At 71.7% G+C, this 24,969-nt stretch carries 26 protein-coding genes; 17 read left to right on the forward strand and 9 right to left on the reverse strand.

The features are described from left to right. Positions 1 to 483 precede the first annotated feature (483 nt). Positions 484 to 858: an IS200/IS605 family transposase gene (gene tnpA, locus AB0M95_RS08810; RefSeq protein WP_363761309.1), complete on the reverse strand. Its 375-nt coding sequence runs from the start codon at positions 856 to 858 to the stop codon at positions 484 to 486. Between the two features lie 51 nt (positions 859 to 909). Here tnpA and AB0M95_RS08815 point away from each other — a divergent pair, with 51 nt between their 5' ends. Continuing rightward, positions 910 to 2,175 carry a transposase gene (locus AB0M95_RS08815; protein ID WP_363761311.1) on the forward strand — a complete coding sequence of 422 codons (1,266 nt, stop codon included), beginning with the start codon at positions 910 to 912 and terminating at the stop codon, positions 2,173 to 2,175. Positions 2,176 to 2,228: 53 nt separating this feature from the next. Continuing rightward, positions 2,229 to 2,993: a carbohydrate ABC transporter permease gene (locus AB0M95_RS08820; RefSeq protein WP_363761313.1), complete on the forward strand. Its 765-nt coding sequence runs from the start codon at positions 2,229 to 2,231 to the stop codon at positions 2,991 to 2,993. 405 nt (positions 2,994 to 3,398) lie between these two features. Here the strand turns inward: AB0M95_RS08820 and AB0M95_RS08825 are convergent, their stop codons facing one another. After that, positions 3,399 to 3,731, reverse strand: a complete 333-nt coding sequence (locus AB0M95_RS08825; protein WP_363761315.1) for a DUF6247 family protein — start codon at positions 3,729 to 3,731, stop codon at positions 3,399 to 3,401. Between the two features lie 186 nt (positions 3,732 to 3,917). On the opposite strand from AB0M95_RS08825, the gene AB0M95_RS08830 reads away from it, so the two are divergent. The 4 genes from AB0M95_RS08830 (at position 3,918) to AB0M95_RS08845 (ending at position 7,080) form a co-directional block, all read left to right on the forward strand. Then, positions 3,918 to 5,105 carry a hypothetical protein gene (locus AB0M95_RS08830; protein ID WP_363761317.1) on the forward strand — a complete coding sequence of 396 codons (1,188 nt, stop codon included), beginning with the start codon at positions 3,918 to 3,920 and terminating at the stop codon, positions 5,103 to 5,105. Positions 5,106 to 5,236: 131 nt separating this feature from the next. Further along, a complete protein-coding gene (locus AB0M95_RS08835; protein WP_363761319.1) occupies positions 5,237 to 6,241 on the forward strand; it encodes an alpha/beta hydrolase in 1,005 nt (334 codons plus the stop codon). 219 nt (positions 6,242 to 6,460) lie between these two features. Beyond that, positions 6,461 to 6,691 (forward strand): hypothetical protein, encoded by a 231-nt coding sequence (locus AB0M95_RS08840; RefSeq protein ID WP_363761321.1) that lies wholly within the window; start codon positions 6,461 to 6,463, stop codon positions 6,689 to 6,691. Positions 6,692 to 6,693: 2 nt separating this feature from the next. Next, the gene (locus tag AB0M95_RS08845; RefSeq protein WP_363761323.1) at positions 6,694 to 7,080 is read left to right on the forward strand and encodes a type II toxin-antitoxin system VapC family toxin; all 387 of its coding nucleotides are present in this window, start codon (positions 6,694 to 6,696) and stop codon (positions 7,078 to 7,080) included. A gap of 284 nt (positions 7,081 to 7,364) precedes the next feature. On the opposite strand, the gene AB0M95_RS08850 is transcribed toward AB0M95_RS08845, so the two are convergent. Further along, positions 7,365 to 7,898 carry a GNAT family N-acetyltransferase gene (locus AB0M95_RS08850; RefSeq protein ID WP_363761325.1) on the reverse strand — a complete coding sequence of 178 codons (534 nt, stop codon included), beginning with the start codon at positions 7,896 to 7,898 and terminating at the stop codon, positions 7,365 to 7,367. Next, entirely contained in the window at positions 7,898 to 9,277 is a 1,380-nt protein-coding gene (locus AB0M95_RS08855) for a helix-turn-helix transcriptional regulator (RefSeq protein WP_363761327.1), read from the reverse strand. The genes AB0M95_RS08850 and AB0M95_RS08855 overlap by 1 nt, the downstream gene beginning before the upstream one ends. A 117-nt stretch (positions 9,278 to 9,394) precedes the next feature. Here AB0M95_RS08855 and AB0M95_RS08860 point away from each other — a divergent pair, with 117 nt between their 5' ends. After that, positions 9,395 to 9,790, forward strand: coding sequence for a hypothetical protein (locus tag AB0M95_RS08860; RefSeq protein ID WP_363761329.1), 396 nt, complete (start codon positions 9,395 to 9,397; stop codon positions 9,788 to 9,790). Further along, positions 9,787 to 10,266, forward strand: coding sequence for a hypothetical protein (locus tag AB0M95_RS08865; RefSeq protein WP_363761331.1), 480 nt, complete (start codon positions 9,787 to 9,789; stop codon positions 10,264 to 10,266). Before AB0M95_RS08860 ends, AB0M95_RS08865 begins: the two co-directional genes overlap by 4 nt. Here the strand turns inward: AB0M95_RS08865 and AB0M95_RS08870 are convergent. Beyond that, positions 10,263 to 11,003 (reverse strand): 3-keto-5-aminohexanoate cleavage protein, encoded by a 741-nt coding sequence (locus tag AB0M95_RS08870; RefSeq protein WP_363761333.1) that lies wholly within the window; start codon positions 11,001 to 11,003, stop codon positions 10,263 to 10,265. The two genes, AB0M95_RS08865 and AB0M95_RS08870, sit on opposite strands and share 4 nt — an antisense overlap. Before the next feature lie 79 nt (positions 11,004 to 11,082). Continuing rightward, positions 11,083 to 12,897: an AMP-dependent synthetase/ligase gene (locus tag AB0M95_RS08875; RefSeq protein WP_363761335.1), complete on the reverse strand. Its 1,815-nt coding sequence runs from the start codon at positions 12,895 to 12,897 to the stop codon at positions 11,083 to 11,085. Positions 12,898 to 13,073: 176 nt separating this feature from the next. Between AB0M95_RS08875 and AB0M95_RS08880 the strand changes: the two genes are divergently transcribed. The 7 genes from AB0M95_RS08880 to AB0M95_RS08910 all read left to right on the forward strand — a co-directional run bounded on the left by AB0M95_RS08880 (position 13,074) and on the right by AB0M95_RS08910 (position 19,099). After that, on the forward strand, positions 13,074 to 13,841 hold the full coding sequence (locus AB0M95_RS08880) for a metallophosphoesterase (protein ID WP_363761337.1): 768 nt from the start codon (positions 13,074 to 13,076) through the stop codon (positions 13,839 to 13,841). Between the two features lie 72 nt (positions 13,842 to 13,913). Beyond that, positions 13,914 to 14,348: an SRPBCC family protein gene (locus AB0M95_RS08885; protein WP_363761339.1), complete on the forward strand. Its 435-nt coding sequence runs from the start codon at positions 13,914 to 13,916 to the stop codon at positions 14,346 to 14,348. Next, positions 14,345 to 15,532 (forward strand): ArsA family ATPase, encoded by a 1,188-nt coding sequence (locus AB0M95_RS08890; protein ID WP_363761341.1) that lies wholly within the window; start codon positions 14,345 to 14,347, stop codon positions 15,530 to 15,532. The genes AB0M95_RS08885 and AB0M95_RS08890 overlap by 4 nt, the downstream gene beginning before the upstream one ends. After that, complete coding sequence (locus tag AB0M95_RS08895) at positions 15,529 to 16,074, forward strand: hypothetical protein (protein ID WP_363761343.1); 546 nt, start codon at positions 15,529 to 15,531, stop codon at positions 16,072 to 16,074. The genes AB0M95_RS08890 and AB0M95_RS08895 overlap by 4 nt, the downstream gene beginning before the upstream one ends. Before the next feature lie 36 nt (positions 16,075 to 16,110). Then, positions 16,111 to 17,055, forward strand: coding sequence for an ROK family glucokinase (locus AB0M95_RS08900; RefSeq protein ID WP_363761345.1), 945 nt, complete (start codon positions 16,111 to 16,113; stop codon positions 17,053 to 17,055). Positions 17,056 to 17,089: 34 nt separating this feature from the next. After that, a complete protein-coding gene (locus tag AB0M95_RS08905) occupies positions 17,090 to 17,824 on the forward strand; it encodes an endonuclease/exonuclease/phosphatase family protein (protein ID WP_363761347.1) in 735 nt (244 codons plus the stop codon). Between the two features lie 72 nt (positions 17,825 to 17,896). Beyond that, a complete protein-coding gene (locus AB0M95_RS08910; RefSeq protein ID WP_363761349.1) occupies positions 17,897 to 19,099 on the forward strand; it encodes a hypothetical protein in 1,203 nt (400 codons plus the stop codon). Between the two features lie 44 nt (positions 19,100 to 19,143). On the opposite strand, the gene AB0M95_RS08915 is transcribed toward AB0M95_RS08910, so the two are convergent. Beyond that, positions 19,144 to 19,608 carry a hypothetical protein gene (locus AB0M95_RS08915; RefSeq protein WP_363761351.1) on the reverse strand — a complete coding sequence of 155 codons (465 nt, stop codon included), beginning with the start codon at positions 19,606 to 19,608 and terminating at the stop codon, positions 19,144 to 19,146. A 136-nt stretch (positions 19,609 to 19,744) separates the two neighbouring features. Further along, a complete protein-coding gene (locus tag AB0M95_RS08920) occupies positions 19,745 to 20,506 on the reverse strand; it encodes an alpha/beta fold hydrolase (protein ID WP_363761353.1) in 762 nt (253 codons plus the stop codon). Between the two features lie 206 nt (positions 20,507 to 20,712). Here AB0M95_RS08920 and AB0M95_RS08925 point away from each other — a divergent pair, with 206 nt between their 5' ends. Both AB0M95_RS08925 and AB0M95_RS08930 read left to right on the forward strand, forming a co-directional pair. Beyond that, a complete protein-coding gene (locus AB0M95_RS08925; protein WP_363761355.1) occupies positions 20,713 to 21,426 on the forward strand; it encodes a lysophospholipid acyltransferase family protein in 714 nt (237 codons plus the stop codon). 177 nt (positions 21,427 to 21,603) lie between these two features. Then, the gene (locus AB0M95_RS08930) at positions 21,604 to 22,122 is read left to right on the forward strand and encodes a YceI family protein (protein WP_363761356.1); all 519 of its coding nucleotides are present in this window, start codon (positions 21,604 to 21,606) and stop codon (positions 22,120 to 22,122) included. A 126-nt stretch (positions 22,123 to 22,248) separates the two neighbouring features. Here the strand turns inward: AB0M95_RS08930 and AB0M95_RS08935 are convergent, their stop codons facing one another. Beyond that, positions 22,249 to 24,939, reverse strand: a complete 2,691-nt coding sequence (locus AB0M95_RS08935; RefSeq protein ID WP_363761358.1) for a carbamoyltransferase HypF — start codon at positions 24,937 to 24,939, stop codon at positions 22,249 to 22,251. Positions 24,940 to 24,969 lie beyond the last annotated feature (30 nt).

Here is a 24,969-nt window from a genome sequence, read left to right on the forward strand (position 1 = left end):
GTTTCCCGAGTGTTTCCGCACGTCAAGGCCGGTATCGGGGTCGGTGTCCGTGTACGTGGCCGTCAGGACGCCGTGGAAAGACGCCGTGGAAAGACGCCGTGGAAAGACGCCTCGGAAGGGCGCCCCGGAAGGGCGCCGACCGGGGCCGGCCCCCTCTGCAGGCCCCGGTCAGCGTGCGTGCGGCCCCGCCGGGCGGACGGGCGGCTCGCCCCCCAGCTTCCTGGAGACGCGCGAGGCGGCCTCCGCCACCAGCGGCCCGAGATGACGGACCCGCGCCGCCGTGATCCGCGACGACAGCCCCGGCGGCGAGTGGCGGCGACGACAAGTCCGGAACATTGCGCGTGTGGCTCTTCGACGAGCCCGACTCGCTCTAGGTTTGTCCGTAGTGCTCCGGCCTTCAGGCCGGGCGTGAAGCGGACCGTCCCGCGTAGCGGGGCAAGAACAGCCGATTGTCGCTGTCAGGTGAACCGGCGTCCACCCCGATCAGATCGGTCGTTTCTGCTGCTCGATGTACTGCTCGAGCACGGTCGGCGGGGCCCCGCCGACCGGCCCGGCGAAGTAGGAGCCGGACCGGAAATGATCACCCTGCAGGTATTCGCGGACGTGGGCGCCGAACTCCTTGCGCAGCATCCGAGCCGTAAGCCCCTTCAACGAGTTGACCAGCTTGGACAAGGCGACCTGATAGCGGACCAGCAGGTGGACGTGGCCGTCCTCGCCGTTGAACTCACCGAGTTCAACCTCCCGCATGATCTGTTCGCATCGGATCGGCATCGGGCCGGTGAAGGCCCCGCGCCGGTAGTTCGTGACGAATACCAAATGGGTGTGGAGGTTGGAGACGACATGCCGTCCGGTGCGCACATCCGGGTCCGTTTCCCTCCCGGTGACGCAACGAAACGATACGATCACGGTGTGGAGAAGGTAAAGCAGACGCGGGCGCATGTCGCCCGCCTGGAGTTGAGCACGGCCCAGACGGCCGTGCTGGACGGTCAGGCGCACACCGCCCGCGCACTGTGGAACCTGCTCCACGAGTACGCCACCTTCCGGCAGGGCCGGTTGGCGACGCTGAAGGACTGCGACGAGGCGATCCGGGCGGCCCGCCATGAGATGCCCTGGATGGGCCGGCTGCCCGCCCAGGCGGCCCAAGCCGTGCTGAAGACCTACCGGCAGGCGTGGGCGAACTTCTTCGACCCTGATCACCCCGCGGGGCGCCCGAGGTTCAAGGCCCGGTTGCGATCCCGGCCCGCTGTGGATGTGCCCCAGGCCCGCGATCTGCAGATCAAGCGGGTCGACCGGCGGTGGGGTGCGGTCAGCCTCCCCAAGGCCGGGCGGGTGCGGTTCCGGTGGACCAAGGACCTGCCCGGCGTCACCAAGGGCGGCCCGGCCGGGCGGATCACCGGAGCCCGCCTGGTCAAACAAGCCGGCGGCTGGCACATCGTGTTCCGGACCGAACGCCAGGTGCCTGCCCCGGTCCGCCACTCCGGCCCGCGGGTCGGGATCGACCGGGGAATCAACGTCGCCCTGGCCCTGTCGGACGGCACCCCGCGTGAGCACGGGCCCTGGCTCACCGGCGGCGAGAAAGAACACCTGCGCCGCCTGGAGAAGAAGTCCGCCCGCCAGCGCCGCACCCGCACTCCCGGCCGGCCCACGTCCAAACGGCTGACCCGCACCTACGACCAGATCGCCAAGGCCCGCGCGACAGCCAAGCGCCGAGCCCTCGACTGGCAGCACAAGACCACCACCGAACTCGCCGGCACCTTCGGCGTGGTCGTGGTGGAGGACCTGAAGATCACGAACATGGTCCGCTCCGCCACGGGCACCATCGAACACCCCGGCCGGAACGTGACGCGGAAGGCAGGGCTGAACCGTGCCATGAGCGGCGAGGCGTGGGGCCGCACGGTCACCCTGCTGGAGTACAAGACCCGTGATCGCGGCGGGCTGGTGGTGAAGGTGCCCGCCCCGGGCACCTCGCAGACCTGCCACCGGTGCGGGCACCGCGACCCGGCCTCCCGTGACGGCACCCGGTTCTCCTGCACCGACCCCGGATGCGGGTGGACCGGCCACGCCGACACCAACGCCGCGATCAACATTCGCAACGCCGCAGGGACTGTGGTGTCAGGACGTGGAGACCTCGGGGCTGCCCGGTCTGTGAAGCGTCAACCCCCGCGCGCCGCTTGACCGCGACGCGACGGGAGAATCTCCGGCCTTCAGGCCGGGGAGGAGTTCAATGGATGGTGCTCTCGGCGTTCAAGCCGCCGGGCGAGATCCAGTCGCTGGAGGTCCGCCCGTGGACCCTGCACCCCACCCTCGACCACTTCCGCCGCGTCCTCGGCGGGGAGAACTTCGCCCGCTACTTCCTCAACAGCCTCGGCGTCGCGCTCACCGTCGTCGTGCTGTCCGGCGTCGTGGCCTTCCTCGCCGCCGTGGCCGTGACCCGCTTCCGGTTCCGCCTCCGCACCACCGTGCTGATCATGTTCCTGATCGCCCAGATGGTGCCGGTCGAGGCGCTCACCATCCCGCTGTTCTTCCTGGTCCGCGACCTCGGCGCCGTCGTCCCCGCCGCCGGGCTCAACACGCTCGGCTCCCTCGTCCTGGTGCATCTGGCCTTCTCGCTGCCGTTCGCGATCTGGATGATGCGCGGCTTCGTGGCGGCGGTCCCCGAGGCGCTGGAGGAGGCCGCCACGATCGACGGCGCCAGCCGGGCCGTCGTCCTGTGGCGGATCGTGTTCCCGCTGGTGGCTCCCGGGCTGGTCGCGACCAGCGTGTTCTCGTTCATCACCGCCTGGAACGACTTCATCTTCGCCCGCACCTTCATCATTTCGGCCAAGGAGAACCAGACCCTGCCCGCCGCCCTGCTCGTCTTCTTCAAACCCGACGAGAACGACTGGGGCGGTATCATGGCCGCCTCGACCCTCATGACCGTCCCCGTCCTGATCTTCTTCATCGCCGTCCAGCGCAGACTCGTCACCGGCCTCGGCGGCGCCATAAAGGACTGATCCACCGTGATCGCGGGACTGACATCGGTCGGCCTCGCGGATCGCGCGCAGCCGTCCCTGCGGGTCGGGAATGTTGTGGATGGCAAGGCTCGACACGATCAGCGCGCCCGCACCCGAGGAGGCGGCACCGGCCATGACGCCCTATCCCGAATCTTGCCCCAACCCCACGGCCCTCACGGCCATTCGAGACGGATGACGTAGACCTCGCGTTGCTCCTCCAACACCAGGTAGGTGGCGAGGCCACGCTCGCCGAAGCTATGGGTCAGCATGTTGGCCTTGGGGTTCGCCGGGTCGTAGGGCGAACCGCTCCAGGGAGCCGTCTCCAGTAGCGCGAAAGCTCGGCCAGTGGATACAACGAGCGGAGATCTGTTCCTCGACGATCGGGTCCAGCGCGATCTCGTACACCTACAGCTCGACTCCACGCGCGGCCAGCACGTCCCGCCACGGCCTGCCCGAAGACGTCGGCTCCCCGGCGAGAACCTGCTCGGCTTTGACATGCATGCGGCGGCGACCTTCCGGGTCTTTCACCGAGTCGCACGCTGAGATCCACCAGCGGTGGACGAAGTCGTTCAACGCGCTGAGATCCAGGCTCACCCGAACCTCGTCGAGGACCGCCTTGAGACCGGAGTCGAAAGCGGCACGATCCTGTGGCACCACCAGAGCGGCGCGGATCGCTCGCAGGTTCTTCTCGGGCATGGAGACCCCGATGGGGGCGAAGTCCTGCGGTTGTGCCGCCATGATCGCGGCTCCTCTCCTGGCTCTTAGAGCCTACCGAGCGGATTGGGAACGGCGGACATCTTTGAGGGGATCGGTGGGCTCGGGCGAGGGGGCGAGTCGCCGCCAGGGTGGAGGGGATGGTTCGCGTCGGCGGACGGGGTTGGGGCGGGTTTAGGCTGATGAGTCCGAGAGAGGTGGGAGCCGCTGATGGAGGAGCTTCGTGGACGTCTTACCGCCCTCGATCCCGTCGCCGGCGAGGGGTTGAAGATCATTACCTACTTCGACGCGCTCGTTCAGCGTCAGGCGGGGCTGGAGGCGTTGATCCGGGGCGCTGCGGTCCTCGCCGGGAGCCCGGCGGCGTTCATCGCGGGCGGGCGGCGCATGCGCGTCACGTCCGCCGGCGCGCGGACGCGCGAGCCGGTCCCGTCCGACTTCGCGGGCCGGCCGAGCCATGCGGTCGGCGCCGACGGGGTGGTCTGGCTCGAACGCGAGGGCGAGGCGCACGCGAACGACGAGATGATCCTCGAACGCGCCGCGATCGCGCTCGGCGTCACGCTGGACCGCCTCAACGGCGTCGCGACGACGAGCCAGGCCGTCGAAATCCTCCTCGACCCGTCATCCGGCGCCGACGCGCGCAAGCTCGCCGCCGTCCACCTGCGCCTCGGCGCCGCCCACGAGTACCGCGTCCTCGCCACTCCCGCCGGCCAAGCCCTCGCCCCCGGCGGCCACGCCCCCGCCATCCGGCCACTTGCCCCCGCCGTCCGTCCCACCCCTGGCGGGCGCACGCCCGCGGCCCGGAGCCTTGCCGCGGACGGCCCCCACGCGCTCATCGAGACGACGGTGGGGATCCTGCGGGCGACCATCCTCGACGCCGGCACCGACACCGCCGTCGGCACCGGCAGCGCGTCTCGCACCGGCATCCCGCCCGGCACCATCACCGCGTCCAATGCCTCCTCCGGCCTGGGCGCCGCTGATCGGCTCGGGGTCGGCGAGGCGCGGGTGCCCGCCCTCCTGCACGAATCGTGGGCGCATGCCGTGATCGCCCTCCGGCTCACCAACGCGCGGTGGCCCGTCGTCCGTGCGGACGATCTGGGCGTGCTGGCCGACATCGCCCGCCTGGCGGACGCCGCCGACGTCGCCGGCATGCCGGACGTCAAGACGGTCGGGTCCGTCATCGCCTCCTCGCGGCACGCCCATGACCTGCTGGAATCCATCGCGGTCACCGGAAGCCTGCGATCGGCGGCGGCCGACGCCGGGCTGCACCACTCGACGGTGCAGGCGAGGGCGGCCGAGTACTCGGCGGCCCTCGGCTACGACCTGCGCACCTCGCCCGGCCGGGTACGCCTGACCCTCGCCCTCACCCTGTGGCAGCTCGCGACGAACCGCTTCGACTGACATTCGCGGGACCGCCGGGTGGCGGGCGGGCCGGGCGGAAGCCGGGTCAGGTGGCGGTTGCCGGGCGGGCAGGTCCAGGACCAGCATGATCGTACGTCCCGTAGCGGCTGGGACACGACTTGAGGAGTGCGATGACGACCATACCCCGACCCCCGTACGACAGCGAGCTGGAGGCCGCGCTCGCGGTCGTCATGCAGCAGTTCGCCGCGGTCCAGGGCGCGGAGCCTGGGGCGCAGGTCTCCCTGACGCTCGCCGAAGACCTCATCCAGTCGAGCAGGGCCGGCGTGGCGAGTCCGCCCATCGAGCCGATCCTGGACCAGTACGGGATCACCCACGTCGAGCACGTGGTGCCCGGTCCCGAGGGCGACCCCGACATAACGCTGTCGGTGTTCAAGCGGCGCGACCTGCCGCCGGGCGCGCCGTGCGTCTACAACATCCACGGCGGCGGCATGGTGATGGGCGACCGCTTCATGGGCATAGACCGCATGCTGGTCGAATGGGCGGTCGAGCTGGGCGCCGTGGTCGTCTCGGTCGAGTATCGGCTCGCCCCCGAGAACCCCGACCCCGCGCCGGTCGAGGACTGCTACGCGGGCCTGCTGTGGACGGCCGCGCACGCCCGGGAGCTCGGCGCCGACCCGGAGCGCATCCTGGTCGCCGGGATCAGCGCCGGGGGAGGACTCGCCGCCGGGGTGGCCCTGCTCGCCCGCGACCGCGGGGGCCCGCGCCTGATCGGCCAGCTCCTGATCTGCCCCATGCTCGACGACCGCAACGAGACCCTCTCCAGTCACCAGTACGACGGCATCGGCATCTGGGACCGGGGCAGCAACGAGACCGGCTGGACCGCGCTGCTCGGCGACCGGCGCGGCACCGACAAGGTGTCGATCTACGCCGCGCCCGCCCGCGCCACGGACCTGTCGGGCCTACCGCCCGCGTTCATCGACGTCGGCTCCGCCGAGGTCTTCCGCGACGAGGACGTCGCGTACGCGATGGGCATCTGGGCGGCCGGCGGCGTGGCCGACCTGCACGTCTGGGCCGGCGGCCTCCACGGCTTCTCCGTCATGGCCCCCCACGCGGCGGTATCCGCGGCCGCCAACGAAACCCGCACCAACTGGACCCGCCGCATCCTCGGCACCTGACCCCCACCCGGCCGGGGGAGCAGGGCATCGGGACCTCCTCGATTTGGCCGTGATCGGCCGATCCCTCCGGCCAAGTCATAGCTGTAGGAAGCATTGTTCGAGTAGGGGCGAATCTCTGGATCCCTGTCTAAGGCCGCCGACCACCGAGGCGTCTTATGAGGGAGGTTTTCACCGCGGGGTGGTAGCGCTTATTCCGCGCTTTCGCGCTACTATAGCGCTATGGCGACGATACAAATCAGGAACATTCCGGACGAGGTCTATCTCACCTACAAGGAACGGGCGATGCGTGCTCGGCAGTCTCTGCAGGAGTACCTGCTCGGTAAGCTGATCGCCGACGCACGTCAGCCCAGCCTGGAGGAGATCCTCGATCGCACGCGAGCGAACGCCGTCGACACCGTATCGACGTCGGACATCCTCGATGCGCTGGATCGTGGACGGGCCGATCTTTGATCGTGATCGATGCCAGTGCCCTGGTCAAGGTCCTCGCAGAGGAGGGCCCCTCCGCCGAGGCCGTGCGTAAGAGGCTGGTCGGAGAGGCTCTCGTGGCACCCGCGCACATCGACGCCGAGGTACTATCGGTGCTCCGTGCCCTCGCTCTGGCGGGAAAGTTGCCGGTTGACCGGGCCGAGACCGCCGTCGGACTGCTGGAGGTCATGCCTCTCAAGCGGGCCTCGCTGCCTTCGTACCTTGGGCGTGCGTGGCAGCTCAGGGGTAATCACAGCGCCTACGACGCCCTTTATCTGGCACTGGCCGAGTCGCTCGCGTGCCCCCTTGTCACCGGCGACGCGAGAATGGCCAGGGGCAACGCCGCTCGATGCCAGGTCGAGGTTTTCTCCTGATCCTTTCCATCACCTGATCCACGTCGGCGCGAGTACCCCTACGTTCACGCGGGGGTCGCGCGGTGCCTCCTCGGGGGGGCCTGCACCAGCGGCACCCGCGCCAACTGGACCCGCCGAGTCCTGGGCACCTGAACGAACCCCGCCCGGCCCACGAGCCCCTCCGGCGCACGGCCGGGATCGACCGCGCGATCCCACCGGGCCCCGCGCGGTCGGTGCTTTTCGGTAGCGGTCTGTCCTCTTTCGGTAAGGGGCGGCTGCCTCCCGCATTCCGGACGGCCGGCCGGTCAGTGCGGGGTCGGGCGCGCCATCACATCGGCCAGGTCCGCGTCCGGGAAGGGACGGACGGTGCCCACGACCTGCCAGCCCCAGTGTTCGTACATCGCGTGCGCCGGGACGGCGGGGAGGGACAGGAGCATGGCCCAGGGTTCGGGGCGGTCCTGGAGGAGTTCGGAGAGAAGCCGTCTGCCGTGGCCCTGACCTCGGTATTCGCGGCGAAGGTTGAGTTCGATGACCGCGAACTTCTCCTCGGCGAGCACCTCGGCGGGCGGTGGTGTGACATCCCCACCCCACCACCGATCCGCCGGAAACGTCAGCCCGAACGCGAACCCCGCCAGAACGTCACCGTCCCGTGCCGCCACGAGATGGAACCCCTTGCCTTCCAGTTGACGGCGCGTGCGGTCCAGATACCGGTGCCGCTGGAAGTTCGGCCCGGAGTTGTACGGAGCCTCGGCCCGGATATCGAGGTAGACGTCGGCGTACTCGTCACTGACGACTTCGGCCGCGTCCAAGCCGTCCTTGTGGATGAATCGCAGTTCCATCAGACCCCTTCCGGGATGGGAAGGCCGAGGCGGCGCCGGTATTCGGCCACCTGTGGGTTCGATCTGTCCCGCGCCGGGACGGCGTCGGCCACGTCGGCTGCGGATCGTTGGATGAAGGCGGAGCGATCTCCAGATGGCAGCCCTTCGACCACCGTGATCGCATGGTCCAGACCGCCCGCGAGGTCTCCCGACCTGACCTGCATCAGCGCCTGATGTAGCTGGATCTGAGCGATGGGCCGCACACGAGCGGCGGGGTAGGACTTCAACGCCTCTTCGTGAGCATGCCCGGCTCGGTTGTTCTTCGAGTATGTGAGCACGTAGCTGCGGGTGTGCAGCAGCCGGGCCTCCGGCCAACCGCCCAGCGCCATACGGTTCCCGGTGACCACGTCCGGCAGGCGCTCGAACACCTCTGCCTGCGCGGCGAGCGCCCGCTCCGCGGTCTTCATGTCACCGAGACGGGCGTGTACCTGGGCGACCGCTCCATGCGCCTCGGCCACCCCTGCGGACGGACGACCCGCTGCCGCCGTCCTCGCGGCCTCCGCGAGTCTGACGATCACGGCGGCGGGGCGTTGTTCGCACAAGGCCTGCATCGCCTCGTATCCGCAGGCGGCGGCCACAAGTTCATGGTCGCCGGACTGCTGTGCGGCGCGACGAGCCGTGTTCCACCACTGGCGCGACTCGTGCTTCTGCCCGTCGGCGCCGAGACAATGCGCCATGATGAACGTCAGGCGGGCGTTGACGCGGAGCCAGCCGGTCTGCTCGGGGCCGGGAACCGCCGTCCGCATGGCCTTCTGAAGAACCAGAAGATCGAGCGCGACGTCGGTGACGACCTGCGCGCGCGGCCGGGTTACGACGGCCTGCGCGTACTCCTCGGCGGTTTCCTCCCAGTCTGTCAGGCTTTCCGAGCCGACTCCCGAGTTCACCAAGGCACGCAGATGCTCCAACCCTTGCGAAGGCGGCAGGGCGGCGGCCGCGCCTGCCGCTGCCAGGCCGGTGAGTAGTTGACGGCGTAGTTGGTCCATGGCGTCAGGATTCCACTCGGGCATCGCTTTGTTAGCTGGCTCGGAGGTTGGTATGGCGGTCGCGAATGCGTGCAAAGCCACCAGGAAGCCGCCTGCTTCGAACAGGTAGTCCAGGCGCTCGACCGCGTCCCGTGGAGGCTTTCGCTCGCCCCGTTCCCATCTGGCCAGCACGGACCAGTCGAAGATGATCTTTTTGCCGACCTCCTGCAGGGACATTCCTCGCAGCTCGCGCCAGTGGCGCACGGCCGCGCCGAACAGGTGCCACGGCGAAAGTGACGGGTCCACCGGGTCGGGGGAGCGGGGCATCGGGACCTCCTCGATTTGGTCGTGATCGGCCGATCGCTCCGGCCAAGTCATAGCGCTTGGAACGAACTCGACGATCTCTCACCATGGCACAAGCGGGCACGCTTCGCGCTTATCGCGTAGCGCAACGTAACTCTATTTCGCCGCCGAATCGAAGGGATGCGGTTGATCATGTCCAAGTCCGGACACGTCGGGGCCAGGACGTACGGGGGCGCCGGGACACGTGGTGGCTCCCATGGCGGGCGTGATGATCAAGGGGACCGGTACGTCCAGCACCCCGCCTCCTCGCCGGACCGGCGAGTCCGAGGCCGCCACCGCCTGGGCGGGCAGTTGGTGACGACGGTGAGTCCCAAGGTCTTCGACCCCGCCGCCACCGCGCACGCGGCTCACCTCGACCACCTCGAACCCGGCTGGATGATCTGGTACGGGCTCTACGACCGCCGTTTCCACGCCATAGCCCTGATACGCGGAGTGGAACCCGCCCGGGTCGAGGCCCGCACCCCCGAGGCCCTGACCTCGTACATGCGCGAGGCGGAGTCCTCGACCTGGCCGGGCGGGCGCTCGTGAACCTGATGGGAGAGGGCATCAGTGCGCGCCGCGCCCAGATACAGCGCGAGGCACTCGCCGGTGTCCGCGATGCCATGGCGTCCTACGGCCTGCGCTGCCTGCTGGTCGACCGGGTCCGCCTTTCGCTGCGCTGGAACCACAGCGCCCGCGTTCAGGAGCCTCCCTGCCTGGACGTCTACGAGGGAACCCGTCTTCTGGTCACCATCACGGCCCACGACCGTCCAGGCCGCCGTCCCATGTTCTCCGTCGCCAGGCCTGGAGGAGTGCGGTTCACGAGCCTGAAGGTGGAGGACGTCCTCCGCGATCCCCGTGCGGACGCGCGCGAGCCTGACGCGGAAGATGGTCGCGCCTCCCAGAGGGCCGTGCACAGTGCACGGATGGCGGACATGCCCGATCCGCTCGATTCGGCCGGTGCGACGCCCCCTCGAAACGGGGAGTTCGAGGGGCGAGGACGATTTTGTGGCCCGGACTTCTAACCACGCGAAGAGAGCGCCAGGGCGAGCCGGACCAGTTCGGCGTTCCCCGACACCGGCTCGCCGGACGGGCCGCACAGCACGTCCTCCAGCCCGACCCGGCCGGGCAGGCCCAGGCGCGCGGCCTCCTCCAGCAGCGGCCAGGTGGCCGTGCCCCCGCCGTGCAGCAGCCGCGCCGCCGTGACGCCGAGGGCGTCCAGCCGGTGCAGGACGCGGGCCGCCGCGGGGACGGCCTCGTCGGCCGGCACGTCGATGATCTCGACCAGGACGCGCACCACCCGCCCGGCCACGCCCGAGGCGGCCAGCGCGTCGGCGTCCTGCGGTGACCACACCCCGGCCTCGACGCCGATCCCGCCGTCCAGCAGCGTCACGGCGAGGTCCGTGAAGCCGGGCTCGGACAGGTTGCACGACGCGAAGTCCGGGCGCTCGGCGTCGGGCAGGGACGCCCACCGCCGCACGGCGGCCAGGCGCGCGTCCACGTCCCCGCCGGTGATCCACAGGCCCGTGGAGACGCCGGTGGGCAGCATCGGGACGGCGGCGCGGATCGCGGCGACGGCGGCCCCGATGTCGGAGGCGTCCAGCGACTCGCGTCCGGCCGCGTCGCGGGGATGGGCGTGGACGGCCGACGCCCCCTGCCCGGCCACGGCCCGGGCGTCGGCGGCCAGCTCGTCAGGGGTGAGCGGCAGCGCCGGGTGATCGCCGGGCGCGCGGCCGCCGTTGAGACATGCCTTCAACCACATCCGGCCACCGTACTCGGCGGGCGCCGGGACGCCCGCCAGACCCGCGCGGGCACGCCCGCAGGACTCACCGGGACGCCCGTCAGACCCGCGTGTCGACCGAGTACAGGTCCTCGATCTGCTTGCCGAAGTCGCGTACGACCAGGTTGCGCTTGACCTTCAGCGACGGGGTCAGGTGGCCGCTGTCTTCGGTGAAGTCGGTGTCGAGGATCACGAACTTCTTGACCTGCTCGGCCTTGGAGACCAGCGTGTTGGCGTCGTCCACGGCGGTCTGCACCGCGGCGATGACGGCCGGGTCGGCGCACAGCTCCGCCAGGGAGGCGCCGGTCCTGCCGTTGGCGGCCTTCCACTGCTCCATCGCCTCGGGGTCCAGCGTGACCAGCGCGGCGACGAAGGGACGGTCGTCGCCGACCACCATGGCCTGGCTGACCAGCGGGTGGGCCCGGATGCGGTCCTCCAGGGGGGCCGGCGCGACGTTCTTGCCCCCGGCGGTGACGATCAGCTCCTTCTTCCTGCCGGTGATGCGCAGGTAGCCGTCGTTGTCCAGCTCGCCGACGTCGCCGGTGTGGAACCAGCCGTCGGGGTCGATCGCCTCTGCCGTGGCCTCCGGGTTGTTCCAGTACCCCTCGAAGACGTGGCGGCCCTTGACCAGCACCTCGCCGTCGTCGGCCACGCCGATCGTGACGCCGGGGAACGGCTTGCCCACCGTGCCGATCTTGTTGGCGCCCGGGATGTTCACCGTCGAGGGTGCGGAGGTCTCGGTGAGCCCCCAGCCCTCGAAGACCTCGATGCCCGCGCCCCTGAAGAAGTTGCCGAGCCGCTCGCCGAGGGCCGAGCCGCCCGACACCGCCGCGTTCAGCCGCCCGCCGGTCGCCGCGCGCAGCTTGGAGTACACCAGCCGGTCGTACAACGAGCGCTTGAGCCGCAGCCCCGCGCCCGCCCCGCCGGAGCTCTCGGCCTTGCTCCACTCGATCGCGACGGCCGCCGCGCGGTGGAAGATCTTGCTCTTCAGGCCGCCCCCGGCCGACGCCTTCTGCTCGGCCGCGTTGTAGACCTTCTCGAAGACGCGCGGGACGCCGAGCAGGAAAGTGGGCTTGAACGCCTGCAGGTCCGGCCCGACGTTCTTCATGTTCGGAGTGTGCGCGAGCACGGTGCCGGTCTCGATGAGGACGATCTGGATGAGCCGGGCGAAGCTGTGCGCGAGCGGCAGGAACAGCAGCGCGGCGCGCCCGTCCACCTCGAACAGCGCCTCCAGCGGGCCGCGCGCGACGTTGTGCGCGGTGAACAGCAGGTTGTCGTGGGTGAGGCGGCAGCCCTTGGGACGGCCGGTCGTGCCGGAGGTGTAGATGATCGTGGCGAGGTCGCGGCCGCCGCGCGCGAGGCGGCGTTCCTTCAGCGTCTCCTCGGGGACGTCGGCGCCGCCCGCGGTCAGCCGGGCGAACCCGCCGTCGTCGACACGCCAGATCGACGGCGGCTCGGCCATCGCGGCGGTGGCCTGCCGGACGACCTCCTCGTGCCCTTCGGACTCGACGATCACGCACGTGGCGCCGCTGTCGGCGATGATCCAGTTCACCTGGTCGGCCGAGGACGTCTCGTAGATCGGCACGCCGACGCCGCCCGCCGCCCAGATGGCGTAGTCGGCGACCGTCCACTCGTAGCGGGTGCGCGACATCAGGGCCACGCGGTCGCCGGGCCCGACGCCGGCGTCGATCAGCCCCTTGGCGACCCCGGCGACCTGGTCGCGGAACTCGGCGGCCGTGACCGGAACCCAGGCGTCGCCGCTCTTGCGGTTGATCACCACGGCGGCGGGCTCCTGCTCGCCGCGCGTGAAGACGGCGTCGGCGCAGTTGGCGGACGCAGGGACGTCCACCAGCACGGGAACGGTGTACTCGCGCACGATCAACTCCTCGGGGCGCACCCGCCGGTGGTTTCGTCACAGGGCCTGTATCCAGGGCGTTCCACGCTATCAGTGTCCTTATGCTGTGCGGCCGGTCACGAAGGGCGGTTTCTTCTCACCGGCCAAGCGATAGGTTAACCGCGTCGGCCGCCCCTCCGCGATTTACGATGTCGGTCATGCGGGTCCATGTCGTCAGTGACGTCCACGGGCGCGCCGACGCCCTCGCCCGCGCCGCCGACGGTGCCGACGCGCTGGTCTGCCTCGGCGACCTGCTGCTGTTCATCGACTACGCCGACCACTCCCAGGGCATCTTCGCCGACCTGTTCGGCGCCGAGCGGGCCACCGAGTACGTCCGGCTGCGCACCGCCGGCCTCATGGAGGAGTCGCGGCGGATGTCGGCCGCGCTGTGGGCCGCTCTCGGCGGCGACCCGCGCGAGCACATCGAGCGCGCCGCCCGCGAGCAGTACGCCCGCCTGTTCGCCGCCATGCCCGTCCCCGCCTACCTCACCTACGGCAACGTCGACGTGCCCGACCTCTGGGGCGACTACCTCAGGGACGGCCACCACGTGCTCGACGGCCAGACCGCCGAGATCGGCGGGGTCACGTTCGGCTTCGTCGGCGGCGGCCTGCGCACCCGCTACCGCACGCCGTACGAGATCGACGACCAGGAGTACGCCCGAAAGGTGGAGGCCGTCGGCGCCGTCGACGTGCTGTGCTGCCACATCCCGCCCGCCGTCCCCGGCCTGCTGTACGACGTGGTGGCGCGGCGGTTCGAGCGGGGCAGCGAGGCCACGCTGGAGGCCATCCGGCGCACCCAGCCGCGGTACGCGCTGTTCGGCCACGTCCACCAGCCCCTGGCCGCCCGCACCCGCATCGGCCGCACCGAGTGCGTCAACGTCGGCCACTTCCGCGGGCGCGGCCGGCCGTTCGCCCTCGACCTGTGATCCGGCGGCGCGGCGCGAAGACCGGCCCCGCGCGCGTATGCCCGCGGACGGTGAACGAGTACGGTATGGCACATGGCTGATCGCACCATCTCCAGCATCACGATCGGGGCCGAGCCCCCGGCCGTCGTGGCGGTCATCGCCGACTTCCCGTCCTACCCGCAGTGGGCGGGCCAGGTGAAGTCGGCGCAGGTCCTGTCGACGGGCGAGGACGGCCGTCCGGCGAACGTCCGGTTCGTCCTGGACGCCGGGGTGATCAGCGACGAGTACACCCTGGGCTACCAGTGGCACGGCGACGTCGTCGACTGGCGGATCGTCGAGCCCGGGAAGATGGTGTCGGGGCTCACCGGCAGCTACCGCCTCGCCGGGGCCGGTGGCCGGACCGAGGTGACCTACGAGCTCGCCGTGGACCTGAAGGTCTCGATGATCGGCATGATCAAGCGCAAGGCCGAGAAGGTCATCGTCGACACCGCGCTCAAGGGGCTCAAAAAGCGCGTCGAGGGCCGATGAGCGAGCCCGGCCCAAGGGTCCTGCTGTTCACCGGCAAGGGGGGAGTCGGCAAGACCACCGTCGCTGCGGCCACCGCCACGCTCGCCGCCCGCCGGGGGCGCAAGACGCTCGTGGTCTCGACCGACACCGCCCACTCCCTGGCCGACGCCCTCGGCGTGCCCGGGTCCGGGGAGCCGTCCGAGATCGCTCCGGCCCTCTACCTGCAGCAGGTCGACACCCAGAAGGCGCTCGAACGCCACTGGGGCGACCTGCGCGACTACGCCAAGGGCGTGCTCGCCGAGCTGGGCCTGGACGAGATCACCTCCGAGGAGCTCACGGTGCTGCCCGGCGCCGAGGAGGTCATGGCCCTGCTGGAGCTGCGCGAGCAGGTCCGCACCGGCCGCTGGGACGTCGTCGTGGTCGACTGCGCCCCGACGGCCGAGACGCTGCGCCTGCTCGCCCTGCCCGAGGCCCTCGACTGGCACGTCAACCGCCTGCTGCCCGCGGGCCGCAGGCTGCTGCGCGTCCTCGCCCCGGTGATCCGCCACGTCGCCCGGCTCGACCTGCCCGAGGACACCGTGGTCGGCTCGGGCGAGCGGCTGCACACCGGGCTCATGGGCGTGCGCGACCTGCTGACCGGCCCGGACGCCTCCGTGCGGCTCGTGCTCACCCCCGAGGCGGTCGTGGTGGCCGAGGCCCGCCGCACGTTCACCTCCCTCAGCCTGTACGGCTACCGCGTCGACGGCGTCGTCGCCAACCGCGTGTTCCCGGCCGACGGGTCCGACGCCTGGCGGCGCGGGTGGGCGGAGGCCCAGGCCCGCCACCTCGCCGCCGTCCATGAGTCGTTCGCGCCGCTGCCCGTTCACACGGTCCCCTACCTGCCCGCAGAGCCGGTCGGCGCCGAGGCCCTCGCCGCGCTGGCGGGCGAGCTGTACGGCGAGTCCGACCCGTTCGCGCCGCCCGCGGGCGAGCCGCCGCTGGCCGTCCGCGCCGAGGGCGGCGTGCACGAGCTGACGCTCGCCCTCCCGCTCGCGGACAAGTCCGACGTCGGCCTGGCGAGAAAGGGCGACGAGCTGATCGTCACCGCCGGGTCCTACCGCCGCGTGATCACCCTCCCCGCCGCCCTGGCCAGAAGATCGGTTCAGGAGGCGGCGCTCCGCGACGGCCGCCTCCGGGTACGGTTCGAGGCAGGAGGGGCCTCATGACCGAAATGAACGAGAAGACCAGCGGCGCCCAGCCCGCCGACCGGCGGCAGGACGACCGTGACGAATGGTTCAGAAGCCGGGACGAGCTCCGGCAGGGCGAGAGCCGGCAGGACGATCCCGTCCGTGACATCCCCGACGCGCTCGGGTCTGTCGCGGGCGAGGCGCGCAGGCTCTTCGACTCGCTGCAGGAGCGGGTCGGCCGCGAGATCGGCAAGGGCTTTGTGAAAGGCAGCGTGAGCGGCCTCGGCCAAGGGCTGGGGCAGGCGCTCGGCGGCGGTGGCGGCGGCCGTACGAGCGGCGACGTGTGGAGTGAGGCGGTGGCCGGGCATGACGATGACGAGTACATCTGCCGTGCCTGTCCCGTGTGCCGTCTCAAGGCCGCGCGGCGCGAGGGCGGCGGAGACGTCGGCGACCACCTGATCACGGCGGCCGGCGAGCTGTTCGCCGCGTTCCGCCAGGCGGTGGACGCCGTCTCACGGCCCGCCCGGCCGGGACGCCCCGGCGGCACGGACACCCGAGTACAGCACATCGACCTGGGCTGAGGGCCCGGTGGTTATCTCGGGGGGAAGGGATGAGACATGGCGCTGACGATCGGCGTTGACGTCGGTGGTACGAAGATCGCCGCCGGGGTCGTGGACGAGGACGGCCGCATCGTGGAGGACCTGCTGCGGCACACACCCGCGGACAGCCCCGACCAGGTGGCGGACACGATCTCCGAGGTGGTCCTCGAACTCGCCGGCCGCCACGACGTCGAGGCGGTGGGAGTCGGCGCGGCCGGCTTCGTCGACGAGACGCGGTCCATCGTCCGGTTCGCCCCGAACCTCGCCTGGCGCGAGGAGCCGCTGCAGAAGAAGGTCTCCGAACGGGTCGGCCTGCCGGTGGTCGTCGAGAACGACGCCAACGCCATGGCCTGGGGCGAGTACCGCTTCGGGGCCGGGCGCGGCGAGAGCCACGTCGTGTGCGTCACGGTCGGCACCGGCATCGGCGGCGGGCTCGTCTTCGGTGGCACCCTGTACCGCGGGCGGTGGGGCATGGGCGCCGAGATGGGCCACATGCGGGTCGTCCCGGGCGGGCGGCTGTGCGGGTGCGGCAATCTCGGCTGCTGGGAGCAGTACGCCAGCGGCAACGCGCTCGTGCACGACGCCCGGGTGATCGCCGCCGCCGACCCCGACAGGGCCGGGCGCATGCTGGAGCTCGCCGGAGGCTCGGTGTCCGACATCGAGGGCGAGCACGTCACCCAGGCCGCCCGCGAGGGCGATGAGGCCGCCCGGTCGGCGTTCGCGTCCCTGGCCGAGTGGCTCGGCCAGGGCCTGGCCGACCTCGCCGCCGTGCTCGACCCCGGCTGCTTCATCCTCGGGGGCGGCGTGTCCCGCGCCGCCGACCTGTGGCTGGACGACTCCCGCGCGGCGTTCCTGCGCGCGCTGACCGCCCGCGAGCACCGGCCGCACCCCGAGCTGCGCAAGGCCGAGCTCGGGCCGTCGGCCGGGCTGGTCGGCGCGGCCGACCTCGCCCGCCACCCCTGACGGGTCGCGGGGAACGGGCGGGCGCAGAACCACGATGATCCGCGCCACGATGATCCGGGTCGGCACGTACAACGTCCGGTCGATGTACGACGACACGGCCGCGCTGGCGCGGGTCATCCGGGCCATGGCACCCGACGTGCTGTGCGTCCAGGAGGCCCCGCGCCTGGTGCGGTGGCGGCGCAGGCGCGCCGAGCTCGCCCGCTCCTCGGGGCTGCGCGTGGTCACCGGCAGGCGCTTCGGGGGCGTCGCCGTGCTCGCCGCCCCCGGCACCCGGGTGATCCACGCCGAGAGTCACCTGCTGCGCCCGTTCACCGGCCTCGAACGGCGCGGCGTCGCGGTGGCCGTGGTCGAGCACGCGGGCACGCGGATCACCGCCGCATCCGTCCACCTGGACCTGCATCCCGCCGCGCGGATCAGTCACGCGGCGGAGATCATGCGCCTGCTGCGGCCCGTCTCCCAGCGGTACGACGCCCCCATCGTGATCGCGGGCGACGTGAACGAGCAGCCCGGCGAGCCGGTGTGGCGATACTTCACCCGCGGCCTCGCCGACTGCTACGCATGCGCGCCGGTCGGCGACGGGCTCACCTTCACCGCCCGCAGCCCGAGCAAGCGCCTGGACGCGGTGTTCGCGGGCGCGGGACTGTCGGTGAGGTCGTGCGGGGGCGTGGACGTGGACCCCGCCGACCTGCACGCCGCCACCGACCACCTGCCGGTCGTCGCCGACCTCGCCGCTGTTGGAACCCACGCCGCGGTGGGAATGGGAAGCTGAGTTCAGGTGACCTTTCGGTCAACACTGGCGTACCTTACGCGCACGGGATGACGGGACACGTACGATTTGCTCATGTCCCGCCGCCTGCCGCGGCGTGCCCTGCCCTTGTGCGTGTTGTTGACCGGCGTGCTGACCGGTGGCCTCATCCGCGCCACATCCGCAGCGCACGCCCACGCCGACCCGTCCCGGCCCCGCGCCGCCGACCGGCCCCCGGCCGCCCTGCTCCAGCAGTCCGCGAGCGCGCGGCTCAAGGCGGACGGCTCCCTGTCGGACGTCGTCGGCCTGTCCGCCACCGACATCTGGGCCGTGGGCCAGGAGGACGTCTGGGAGGCCTGGCAGAACCGCAGCGTGATCACCCACTGGGACGGATCGGCCTGGACCGAGTTCGACATCCGCAACGACGCCTCCGGCGCGGGCCACCTGCGGTCGGTCGCCGCGCCCTCGCCCCGCGAGATCTGGGCCGTCGGCGACGGGCACGACGGCCTGCCGTACGTCGTGCGCGGCGACGGCTCGGCGTTCGACCGCGTCAGCGTGCCCGAGTTCGGCTCGCGCGACTGGCTCGGCGGCGTCGCGGCCGTCCCCGGCCGCACGGTCACCGTGGGCAGCCGGGGCGGCAAGCCCCTCATCGCCACGGGCACCTCGGCGGGCTGGACCGTCACCGAGGGCGAGAACGACGGCACGCTGTACGGCGTCGCGCTCACCCGCAAGGGCGACGCGGGCTGGGCGGTCGGCGACGACGGCGGCCGGCCGGTGATCATGCGCTTCGACGGCGACACCTGGGACCCGGTCACCGCGCCGTCCATCGACGGAGGCTTCCTGCGGGACGTCGCCGTCGACGGGCCCAAGAAGGCGGTCGCCGTGGGCGGCGTCTACCACGACGGCGGGAAGATCACCCCGCTCGTCCTCACCTGGAACGGCAAGCGGTGGAGCCGCGCGTCGGTCCCCACCCGGTATGCCGAGCTGTACGGGGTCACCGGCGACGGCAAGGGGCACTTCTGGGCCTCCGGGTACGACCCCGAGCACGCCGGGCAGGCGTACCTGCTGCGCGGCGGCCCTACCGGCGGCTGGCGCGTCGTGCGGGGCAAGCCCTCGACCGCGCCGCGCACCATGCGCCTGCAGGCCGTCACCCACGTCGGAGACCTCACGCTCGCCGTCGGGCACGTCGTGGACGCCGACGAGCGGTACACCGACGTGGTCGAGCGCTTCCAGCCGGGCACGCCGAAGACCGTGACCGCGACGCCCGGGCCCGAGAGCAGCCCGCCCGCCCAGCGCTGACCCACCAGCGCCGACCCACCCGGGCGCGTCGGCGGCCGGCGAGGTCAGACGACCGCGCCGTCGTCCCAGCCCGAGTCCGGGGGCGGGCCGTCGCCCATGCGCACGATCAGCGCGACGAAGCCGCCGATGAACGCGGCGATGGCGGCGAAGATGATCCAGCCGTCCATCGGCCACGACAGCAGCGCCGCCAGCAGCAGGTAGGCGGGGCCGCCGAACAGCGCCAGCCAGGCGACCTTCGTGCCGGAGTCCATCTTGGGGAGCGGTGGCGGGGGAGGCGGGACGTAGTGGTCGCCGTCGTCCTCCTCGGGCGCGGCGGGGCGGGCGTCCTCCTCGGCGACCTCGTCGGCGGTCTCGGCGGGTATCTCCGCCTTCACCTGCTGGGGGGCGTCCTCGGTGGGGACGTTCTCGCGGTCCGGCCATGGCTGGCCGGCCGAAGTCGCTTCGGCGGTCTCGTTGAAGGAGGCGACGATCTGACGCCAGACCTCGTCCTCATCGCTCTGCGGCGTCACCGGTCACTTCGATTCGTCCAATGCTCGTGATCACGACTGCTGGATGGTGCTGATCGTGGTTCCCGGGCCGGCTCCCGCTGGCCGGGCGGCCGGCCGTACGGATTCCACCGCCGTGCCGCCTCGCCGCGGAGGCCGGTCAGTCTCTTTGCAAGGGTACCGAGGCGTGGGTCCTGATGAATTCGAGGCTGCCCTCGAAAATCGCGGGGGCATCGTTGTCGAGTGTCGCGACGTGGTAACTGTTGACGCATTCCCGCACCGTCAGGTTGTCACCGAGCGCCTGCCTCAGGAAGCGGACGCTGTCGGGCTTCACCACGTGGTCCTCCGGGCTGTGGTAGACGAGCACGGGCTGGGTGACCCGGCCGAGCTCCGACTGCACCAGCGACCACAGCCGCGGCAGCGTCGCCGCCGCCCTCACCGGCGTGCGCGTGTACCCCAGCTCGGTCACCCCCTCGCGCTTGATGTCCCCCGCGACGCCCGCCACCGAGGGGAGCACGAGCTTCAGCACAGGCGCGAGCCTCAGCAGCGGGGTGTCGTTCACGATCGACGGGTTCACGGCCACGACCCCCCGCACCAGCGGGCCCTGGACCTCCGCCAGCCGCAACGCCATGCACGCCCCGAGGGACAGGCCCATGACGAACACCTCCGCGCAGCGGGCCCTGAGCGCCTCGAAGGCCCGCTCCAGCTCGGCGAACCAGTCCTCCCAGCGGGTGCGGTTCATCTCCTGCCAGGTCGTGCCGTGACCCGGAAGGCGGGGCAGCGAGACGGTCAGGCCGGCCGCCGCGAGATACTCCGCCCATGGGCGCAGCGACTGCGGCGTCCCGGTGAAACCATGACAGAGCAGGACGCCGACCTGTCCACCTTCGTGCTGGTACGGCTCGGAGCCGGGCATGAGCGGCATGGTTCCCCTCCTGATGCGGCTCGCCTGATCGTCGCACGTTCCAGGCTTACTCGCGAGATCCGTCGGCCCGGTGTCGTGGGTCCGCAGGCTCGGAAGTGTAGGTCCGGTGCGCCGGGCATGCGAAGATGACGCCACGCCGCGGCGCAGAGCCGCGAACGCCGACAAAGGCCGCCGAAGCCGGATAAGCCAGAGAAGAGGTGCCCCGAGTGTTCTACTGGGTGGTGAAGGCCATTCTCGGCCCATTCCTCCATCTGGTGTTCCGCCCCTGGTCCGAGGGGAAGGAGAACGTCCCGAGGCAGGGCCCGGCCATCATGGCGGGCAACCACCTCTCGTTCGCCGACCACTTCTTCGGGCCACTGCCGCTGCCGCGCAAGGTCATCTCGCTCGGCAAGGCCGAATACTTCACCGGGCGGGGCGTCAAGGGATTCTTCACCCGGCTGTTCTTCACCGGGGTCGGCACCGTGCCGATCGACCGGTCCGGCGGCAAGGCCAGCGAGGCGTCGCTGCGCACCGGCCTGCGCGTGCTGCGCGAGGGCGAACTGCTCGGCATCTACCCCGAGGGCACCCGCTCGCCCGACGGGCGGCTCTACAAGGGCAAGACCGGCGTGGCCCGGCTGGTGCTGGAGGCACGGGTGCCGGTCATCCCCTGGGCGATGGTCAACACCTTCGAGATGATGCCCCCCGGCCGGCTGTTCCCCAAGCTCGGCATCCGCCCCGGCGTCCGGTACGGCAAGCCGCTGGACTTCTCCCGCTACTACGGCATGGAGGAGGACCGCCTGGTGCTGCGCGCCGTCACCGACGAGATCATGTACGCGCTGATGGAGCTGTCCGGCCAGGAGTACGTCGACAAGTACGCCGCGAGCGCCAAGGTCGAGATGGCCAGGGCCGCCCGGCAGGCCGGCAGGCCCTCCTCGTCCTGAACCGCCCCGCTCCCGTGGCGTACGCCGCCTCTTGTGTGGTTCGAGGCGGTATTGCTCCGGGCGGGCGGTGCGGGCGTCCGTCCGTCCCCGCGCTGCGCCGCCGAGGTCCGGCCGCCCGGCTCCGCGGACGGTGTGGCTTACTTGTAGGGGAGAGGGGGCCTGCGAGGTGAGCGACTCATGACCGAGCGGTACGCGATCTCGCCGGAGCGGTCGAAGATCGGCTTCGAGGCGAGCAGCAGCGTCCATCCCATCCACGGCGAGGCCGGCGGCGTGACCGGCTTCGTCGAGGCGGACGTCCTGGATGGGCGGTTCGACCTCACCTCCGCCGAGCCGCGCATGCGCCTCGACCTGCCCGCCGAGCGTCTGCGCTCGGGCAACCTGCTGTACGACGGCGAACTGCGGCGGCGGATCGACGTCCGCGCGCACCCCCGCGTCACCGGCGAGGCCACCGAGATCGAGGAACTGGCCGAGACCGGCCGCTACCGCGTCCGGGGCGACCTGACGTTCCACGGCGTCACCCGTCCCGTCCAGGGGGAGATCACGGTCTCCGTGCCGGACGACCGCACCCTGGTCATCGAGGGCGAGCAGGTGTTCGACGTCCGCGACTTCGGGCTCCAGCCGCCGAAGATGCTGATGCTCCGCGTCCATCCCCAGGTGCGGGTCCGCGTCCGGATCGTCGCCGAACGCGAACCCTGACCGCCGGGGCGTGATCTGCGGAAGATCGTTTACCCCCGGGGCGTCGTGGACGTGCGAACGGCCTTCACCGTGCGGAGGGCGCCGGGCGGAGGGTCTTCACCGTGTGGGGGTCCTTACCGGGGTCCTTCACCGGGCGAGAGGGCCGGGGGCCGGACGGTCCTCGTGGAACCGGTCCCGGGCGGCGGCGACCGCCACCTGCCCCAGGCTGATGCCGCCGTCGTTGGGCGGGACGCGGGTGTGGGTCAGCACCGTGAACCCGCGCTCCTCCAGCCACGCGGCGGCCCTTTCCAGCAGGAGGGCGTTCTGGAACACGCCGCCGGACAGGGCCACGACCGAAAGGCCGGTGTGCTCCCGGACGCGGGCGCATCCCTCCACGATGATCCGGGCGACCCCGTTGTGGAAGCGCGCGGAGACCAGGGGCGCCTCTACGCCCGCCGCCAGATCGTCCAGGACCGCGTGAACGAGGTCGTGACCGGAGACGACGAACGCGGCGCCGCCCGCGCCCGCAGCGGCCGTGGCGGTGATGGCAGCGGTGGCGGTGGTGGTGGCAGAGGTGGTGGCACTGCGCGCGGGTGGGGGCTCGGGGGTGGAGTCGTTCGTCGCGTCCGATATTTCGCGATTTATCCGGGTCGACGCGCGCGCGGTGCCGAGGACGGTGCTCTCGGCCGCGGGTGGCTCCGGCCCATCGAGGATGCGGCACGGGTACGCCCGGCGCTCGTCTGGGTCGGCGATCCGTTCCAGCTCGACGGCCGCCTGGCCCTCGTACGTCACCGTGTCGCGTCCCGTGGTCAGGGCCGCGACGGCGTCGAACAGGCGTCCGGCACTGGAGGTGAGCGGCGCGTTCACGTCCTTCGCCGCCATCGCCACGACGGCGTCCCACCGGGCGGCGTTCCGGTCCCGGACCCCGAGACCCCGCGCGGCCCCCGTACCGGCCAGGTAGGCGGCGGCCATGCGCCACGGCTGCCGGATCGCCGCCGCGCCGCCCGGCATGGGCACCGCGGCCAGGTGCCCGGCGCGCCGGAAACCGGTCAGGCCGGCGACCAGGAACTCGCCTCCCCACAGCGTGCCGTCCAGGCCGTACCCGAGCCCGTCGAACGCCACGCCGATCACCGGGCCCGCGGCGCCGTTGTCCGCCAGGCAGGAGGCGATGTGCGCGTGATGGTGCTGCACGCCCACCGGCTCGGCGTCCTCCCGTTCCCGCGCGTACTTCGTCGAGAGGTACTCGGGATGCAGGTCGTGCGCCACGAGCTCAGGACGGATACCGAAAAGCCTCTCGAAGTGCCGCACGCCGCCCGTGAACGACCGAAGGGTCTCGTAGTTCTCCAGGTCGCCGATGTGGTGGGACACGAACGCGTGACGGCCCTTGGCCAGGCAGAACGTGTGCTTCAGCTCGGCCCCGCAGCCGAGCACCGGCCGTCGTGCCTCCCGCGCGAGCCGGGACGGCCGGGGGACGTGGCCCCGGGAGCGGCGGACCGGCAGCTCGCGACCGCGCACCACGCGGACCACCGAGTCGTCGGCGCGGACGTGGATCGGCCGGTCGTGCAGCAGGAAGGCGTCGGCGATCCCGCTCAGACGCTCCAGCGCGGTCGCGTCCACGTACGCGATCGGCTCGTCGGAGACGTTCCCGCTGGTCAGCACAATGGGCTGCGGAAACCGTGCCAGCAGCAGGTGGTGCGCGGGCGAGTAGGGCAGCATGACCCCGAGATACCGATCACCGGGCGCGACCGCGTCCGCGATCCCAGGCCCCTCCGCGATCCCGGTCTCCGCGATCCCGGTCTCCGCGATCCGAGGCGTCTCCGCGATGTCCAGGCGCGAGCCGGCGTCGTGCGCGGGGATGCCGCTCGGGCGACGGCGGCGCAGGAGGACGATGGGGCGTCTCGCGTCGGTGAGCAGCCGCTCCTCGCGCGCGTCGATGTGGCAGAGCGCCCGCGCGGTCTCCAGATCCGGGACCATCACGGCGAACGGCCGCTCCTCGCGGCGCTTCCTCGCCCGCAGCGTCCTCACCGCGTCCTCGCTGTCGGCCCGCACGGCCAGGTGGTACCCGCCGATCCCTTTGACCGCCAGCACGGCCCCCCGACGCAGAAGGTGTGCCGCCTGCTCGACGGGGTCACCGCCCGGTCCGCCGGAGCCGTCACGGCCCGCTCCGTCGGCTGCGTCACCGTCCGCGCCGCCGGGGGCGTGAGGCCCCGTTCCGGAGGAGGCGTCCGGGTGGGCTCCGCTGGGGGCCTCACGGTCCGCGTACACGAGGCGCAAACGGGGGCCGCAGGCGGCGCAGCACACGGGCTGGGCGTGGAAGCGGCGGCTCGCCGGGTCGTGGTACTCGGACGCGCACGCCGCGCACATCGCGAAGGACGCCATCGTGGTGCGCGCCCGGTCGTACGGGGACTCCCGCACGATCGTGAACCGCGGCCCGCACGCCGTGCAGTTGATGAACGGGTACCCGTACCTGCGGTCGGCCGGGTCGAAGAGCTCCCGCAGGCAGTCGTCACAGGTCGCCACGTCGGGGGAGATGAGCGCGCGGCCGTGGCCCGTGCCGGTGCTGGGCGCGATGCGGAACCCGTGCTCGCCCGTGACCGGGATCCGCCGCGAGGTGACCCGGTCCACGGTCGCGAGCGGAGGCGGCCGGTGGCGCACGGCCTCGACGAACTCCGCGACGGCCGCGGACGCCCCCTCGACCTCGATCACCACGCCGCGCTCGTCGTTCCCGACGAGCCCGCGCAACCCGAGCCGCGTCGCCTCCCGATGCACGAACGGCCGGAACCCCACCCCTTGGACGATCCCGTCGACCCGCACTTCGGCCCGGATGAATCCACCCACCCGCCCAGTCTCAACCACCCTCTGACCAGG

This window comes from Sphaerisporangium sp. NPDC051017, assembly GCF_040683095.1.
Classification (GTDB): domain Bacteria; phylum Actinomycetota; class Actinomycetes; order Streptosporangiales; family Streptosporangiaceae; genus Sphaerisporangium.

What these genes read in the sequence shown, in the direction of transcription:
- AB0M95_RS08910 (WP_363761349.1), top strand. Translation starts at nt 17,897, where the DNA reads ATGTCCCGCCGCCTGCCGCGGCGTGCCCTGCCCTTGTGCGTGTTGTTG.
- AB0M95_RS08820 (WP_363761313.1), top strand. Translation starts at nt 2,229, where the DNA reads ATGGTGCTCTCGGCGTTCAAGCCGCCGGGCGAGATCCAGTCGCTGGAG.
- AB0M95_RS08885 (WP_363761339.1), top strand. Translation starts at nt 13,914, where the DNA reads ATGGCTGATCGCACCATCTCCAGCATCACGATCGGGGCCGAGCCCCCG.
- AB0M95_RS08860 (WP_363761329.1), top strand. Translation starts at nt 9,395, where the DNA reads ATGTCCAAGTCCGGACACGTCGGGGCCAGGACGTACGGGGGCGCCGGG.
- AB0M95_RS08895 (WP_363761343.1), top strand. Translation starts at nt 15,529, where the DNA reads ATGACCGAAATGAACGAGAAGACCAGCGGCGCCCAGCCCGCCGACCGG.
- AB0M95_RS08930 (WP_363761356.1), top strand. Translation starts at nt 21,604, where the DNA reads ATGACCGAGCGGTACGCGATCTCGCCGGAGCGGTCGAAGATCGGCTTC.
- AB0M95_RS08835 (WP_363761319.1), top strand. Translation starts at nt 5,237, where the DNA reads ATGACGACCATACCCCGACCCCCGTACGACAGCGAGCTGGAGGCCGCG.
- AB0M95_RS08870 (WP_363761333.1), bottom strand. Translation starts at nt 11,003, where the DNA reads ATGTGGTTGAAGGCATGTCTCAACGGCGGCCGCGCGCCCGGCGATCAC.
- AB0M95_RS08830 (WP_363761317.1), top strand. Translation starts at nt 3,918, where the DNA reads ATGGAGGAGCTTCGTGGACGTCTTACCGCCCTCGATCCCGTCGCCGGC.
- AB0M95_RS08920 (WP_363761353.1), bottom strand. Translation starts at nt 20,506, where the DNA reads ATGCCGCTCATGCCCGGCTCCGAGCCGTACCAGCACGAAGGTGGACAG.
- AB0M95_RS08840 (WP_363761321.1), top strand. Translation starts at nt 6,461, where the DNA reads ATGGCGACGATACAAATCAGGAACATTCCGGACGAGGTCTATCTCACC.
- AB0M95_RS08890 (WP_363761341.1), top strand. Translation starts at nt 14,345, where the DNA reads ATGAGCGAGCCCGGCCCAAGGGTCCTGCTGTTCACCGGCAAGGGGGGA.
- AB0M95_RS08905 (WP_363761347.1), top strand. Translation starts at nt 17,090, where the DNA reads ATGATCCGCGCCACGATGATCCGGGTCGGCACGTACAACGTCCGGTCG.
- AB0M95_RS08850 (WP_363761325.1), bottom strand. Translation starts at nt 7,898, where the DNA reads ATGGAACTGCGATTCATCCACAAGGACGGCTTGGACGCGGCCGAAGTC.
- AB0M95_RS08825 (WP_363761315.1), bottom strand. Translation starts at nt 3,731, where the DNA reads ATGGCGGCACAACCGCAGGACTTCGCCCCCATCGGGGTCTCCATGCCC.
- AB0M95_RS08880 (WP_363761337.1), top strand. Translation starts at nt 13,074, where the DNA reads ATGCGGGTCCATGTCGTCAGTGACGTCCACGGGCGCGCCGACGCCCTC.
- AB0M95_RS08900 (WP_363761345.1), top strand. Translation starts at nt 16,111, where the DNA reads ATGGCGCTGACGATCGGCGTTGACGTCGGTGGTACGAAGATCGCCGCC.
- AB0M95_RS08855 (WP_363761327.1), bottom strand. Translation starts at nt 9,277, where the DNA reads ATGACTTGGCCGGAGCGATCGGCCGATCACGACCAAATCGAGGAGGTC.